This window comes from Erythrobacter sp. HI0063, from assembly GCF_001635685.1.
GTDB lineage: Bacteria > Pseudomonadota > Alphaproteobacteria > Sphingomonadales > Sphingomonadaceae > Qipengyuania.
This window is the reverse complement of the sequence record NZ_LWFF01000124.1, coordinates 1-824: the sequence shown is the minus strand read 5'-3', so window position 1 is coordinate 824 and position 824 is coordinate 1. Positions and strand designations below refer to the sequence as shown.

The window sequence follows — 824 nt, the reverse complement described above, 5'->3', positions numbered from 1 at the left end:
TTTTTGATGAAGGGACATGTGGGCGACGGCGCCTGGTCCGGGGATTTTAAGGCTCCGGATACCAGTAACCAAGCCGATTGCCACATCCTTCCAGTGCTCCACGCATTGGATGTGATGATGCATGTTCATTCGTATCCATTACGTTTGACAGTGCAGGTATCGGCTCCTTGAAGCTCTTGCTTGTTCGGTTAGCGGCTTAACCGCCGTACCTTACAGGTAAGTGACACAAACTTGAGAGTTTGATCCTGGCTCAGAACGAACGCTGGCGGCATGCCTAACACATGCAAGTCGAACGAGACCTTCGGGTCTAGTGGCGCACGGGTGCGTAACGCGTGGGAACCTGCCCTTAGGTTCGGAATAACAGTTAGAAATGACTGCTAATACCGGATAATGTCTTCGGACCAAAGATTTATCGCCTTTGGATGGGCCCGCGTTGGATTAGATAGTTGGTGGGGTAATGGCCTACCAAGTCGACGATCCATAGCTGGTCTGAGAGGATGATCAGCCACACTGGGACTGAGACACGGCCCAGACTCCTACGGGAGGCAGCAGTGGGGAATATTGGACAATGGGCGAAAGCCTGATCCAGCAATGCCGCGTGAGTGATGAAGGCCTTAGGGTTGTAAAGCTCTTTTACCAGGGATGATAATGACAGTACCTGGAGAATAAGCTCCGGCTAACTCCGTGCCAGCAGCCGCGGTAATACGGAGGGAGCTAGCGTTGTTCGGAATTACTGGGCGTAAAGCGCACGTAGGCGGCTTTTCAAGTCAGGGGTGAAATCCCGGGGCTCAACCCCGGAACTGCCCTTGAAACTGGATGGCTAG

Annotated in this window: 1 rRNA gene; it reads left to right on the top strand. The window is 53.2% G+C overall.

What is annotated here, in order from left to right:
- Positions 1–227: 227 nt before the first annotated feature.
- Positions 228–824 (top strand): 16S ribosomal RNA (locus A3736_RS05300); the annotation flags it as partial.